General features: G+C 69.6%; 3 protein-coding genes and 1 tRNA gene. 2 read left to right on the top strand and 2 right to left on the bottom strand.

What is annotated here, in order from left to right; translation table 11 throughout:
• Window positions 1–357: 357 nt before the first annotated feature.
• Window positions 358–678: a helix-turn-helix domain-containing protein gene (locus tag G3I40_RS07205; protein ID WP_239091590.1), complete on the bottom strand. Its 321-nt coding sequence runs from the start codon at window positions 676–678 to the stop codon at window positions 358–360.
• A gap of 208 nt (window positions 679–886) precedes the next feature.
• Between G3I40_RS07205 and G3I40_RS07210 the strand changes: the two genes are divergently transcribed.
• A complete protein-coding gene (locus tag G3I40_RS07210; protein ID WP_164301325.1) occupies window positions 887–1,540 on the top strand; it encodes an NAD(P)H-dependent oxidoreductase in 654 nt (217 codons plus the stop codon).
• Between the two features lie 117 nt (window positions 1,541–1,657).
• Here G3I40_RS07210 and G3I40_RS07215 read toward each other — a convergent pair.
• Window positions 1,658–1,741 (bottom strand) — tRNA-Leu (locus G3I40_RS07215).
• A 377-nt stretch (window positions 1,742–2,118) separates the two neighbouring features.
• Here G3I40_RS07215 and G3I40_RS07220 point away from each other — a divergent pair.
• Window positions 2,119–2,601, top strand: a 483-nt coding sequence (locus tag G3I40_RS07220; RefSeq protein ID WP_164301326.1) for a DUF3662 domain-containing protein, incomplete at its 3' end; no start/stop codon positions are given.

Here is a 2,601-nt window from a genome sequence, read left to right on the forward strand (position 1 = left end):
GTCCGAGCCCGTGCCCGCGAACCCCGCCACCCGGGGCAGCCGCCGCGCCGCCCGAGGCCCGCCCTGCCGCGGCACCGCCGCCAGATCGTCGACTCCACCCATGCCGATCGCCTCCCCCGTCCCGTACGGGACCGCCTGCCCGGAACCCACCCACATCGCCACACCGCGTGTGATCGGTCACGACGGTACCGCCGCACGAAAAAGCGCGTCAGAGCCTGTGGAAAACCCGCCTTCTGTGCACAACCCCCGCACCGTTCCCGGCGACCGCCCAGGAGGAGCCACGGGGCCTCGGGGCCACAGGGCCGCATCCGAGACGAGACGAGACGAGAAGTGGCCACGCACTACCGGCCCACAGGTCTACGTCCGGAACTCCTCCGGACACGTCCCGCCCTCGGCCCCCAGATACTTCTCCGCCCAGCTCCCGAGCTCGGCCAGCGAGGCCTTCAGCGCGGAACCCGCGGTGGTGAGCCGGTACGAGACGCGCAGCGGCGGCCCCTCGTCGACCTGACGCACGACGAGCCCTGCCGCGGCCAGCTCGGTGAGCCGGTCGGAGAGCATGCGTTCGCTGATCCCGGGGATGGCCCGGCGCAGATCGGCGAAGTGCACGGGCCCCTGCAGCAGCACGGCCACGATCAGCCCGGTCCAGCGCTTGCCGAGCAGCCCGAAGACCCGGGTCATCCCGATGTCGACCCCGGTGCACGCCTGAGGGTCGTGGGTCACGGCGGCTCCCGTGCCTGTCCCGTTCGTCTGTTCCCCGATGCCCGCCATGCGTCCAGAGTACTGCGTTCTCGTACGGGGATGAAAAAAAGTAAGTACCTGTGCTATTACTAGTTCCGTACTCAACTACACCCCGGACCGTGTCCGGATCCCCACGGGAGAGAACACCATGGCCACGCTGCTGCACCTCGACTCGTCCGTCTTCTCCGGCCCCGCCTCCTCCTCGCGCCCCGTCACGGACGCCTTCCGCAAGGCCTGGCTGGAGCAGCACCCCCAGGGCACGGTCGTCTACCGCGACCTCGCCGCGGACCCGGTGCCCCACATATCTGCCGACTCCCACGTCGCCGGCTTCGTCGACCCCGCCGCCCACACCCCCGAGCAGGCCGCCGCCTTCGCCGCGCGCGTGCAGCTCATCGAGGAGCTGGAGCAGGCGGACGCCATCCTCATCGGCGCCCCCATGTACAACTACGCGATCCCGTCGACGCTGAAGGCGTGGCTGGACAACGTGATCCTGTTCGGCCGCACCGCGGGCGTCGAGGCACCGGCCGCCAAGGGCACCCCGGTCACCGTCGTCGCCAGCCGCGGCGGCTCGTACGCGCCGGGCACCCCGCGCGAGGGCATGGAGTACGTGCAGAACTACCTGCAGGCCGTCCTGCGCGACACCCTCGGGCTCGACCTCGACTTCATCGTCCCGGAGCTGACCATGGCCCCGCAGAACCCGGCGATGGCCGAGCTCCTCCCGCTCTACGAGGCCTCCCGTGAGAAGGCTCTCCAGGACGCGCACGCGAAGGGCAAGGAAATCGCCTCGCGCGTCGCCGCGTGAAGGTGACATAACCCACAGGGCGCCGCAGGCCACAGGCCTCGGCGCCCTGTTCGCGCGCGGCCCCGCCGGGCAACGCAAAAGCCCCGCAGATCCGAAGATCTGCGGGGCTTTTCGCTGTGCGCGAGGGGGGAGTTGAACCCCCACGCCCTTTCGGGCACTGGAACCTGAATCCAGCGCGTCTGCCTATTCCGCCACCCGCGCATTGGGTGTGCCTTCCGGCCCTGCCCTTGCGGGGTGAGCGCCTTCCGACATCCAGAAGATTAGCACGCTGCAGAGGGTGGATTCACATCCGTTTCCGTGGGCACCTGCCTGGCACCCGCCACCGCCCACGGCCGTCCGACAGGTCGGGCTGCGCCGGACCCCGACCACTCCACAGCCGCATACGGGACACTGTCTGGAGGCCACCTCTACGATCCCTCTTAAGAGGGGCTGTGAGCGTCGACACTCATCGACCGGGCGGACAGGGGGAACCAGCCGATTTCCCGACGCGTGGATACGATCAGTAAGCAGTACCAAGACGGCAGCAAGTACAACGGCAAGCAGGTCGAGCAGGACGGCTACGAAGGAGGAGGTGCCCCATGGGAGTCCTGAAGAAGTTCGAGCAACGGCTCGAGGGTCTGGTCAACGGCACCTTCGCCAAGGTCTTCAAGTCCGAGGTGCAGCCCGTCGAGATCGCGGGCGCGCTCCAGCGCGAGTGCGACAACAACGCGACGATCTGGAACCGCGAGCGGACCGTCGTCCCCAATGACTTCATCGTGGAGCTGAGCGCGCCCGACTACGAGCGCCTCAGCCCCTACTCGGGCCAGCTCGGCGACGAGCTGTCCGGCATGGTGCGCGACTACGCCAAGCAGCAGCGCTACTCCTTCATGGGCCCCATCAAGGTGCACCTGGAGAAGGCGGAGGACCTGGACACGGGTCTGTACCGCGTGCGCAGCCGCACCCTCGCGTCGTCCACCAGCCAGGCACAGCAGCCCGAGCAGCAGCGCCCCACCGCGGCCCGCCCCCAGCAGGCGGCGCCGGGTGGCTACGGCTACCCGCCCGCGGCCGCGCCGCCGATGCCG

Origin of the sequence: Streptomyces sp. SID14478 (assembly GCF_010548525.1) — a bacterium.
GTDB lineage: Bacteria > Actinomycetota > Actinomycetes > Streptomycetales > Streptomycetaceae > Streptomyces.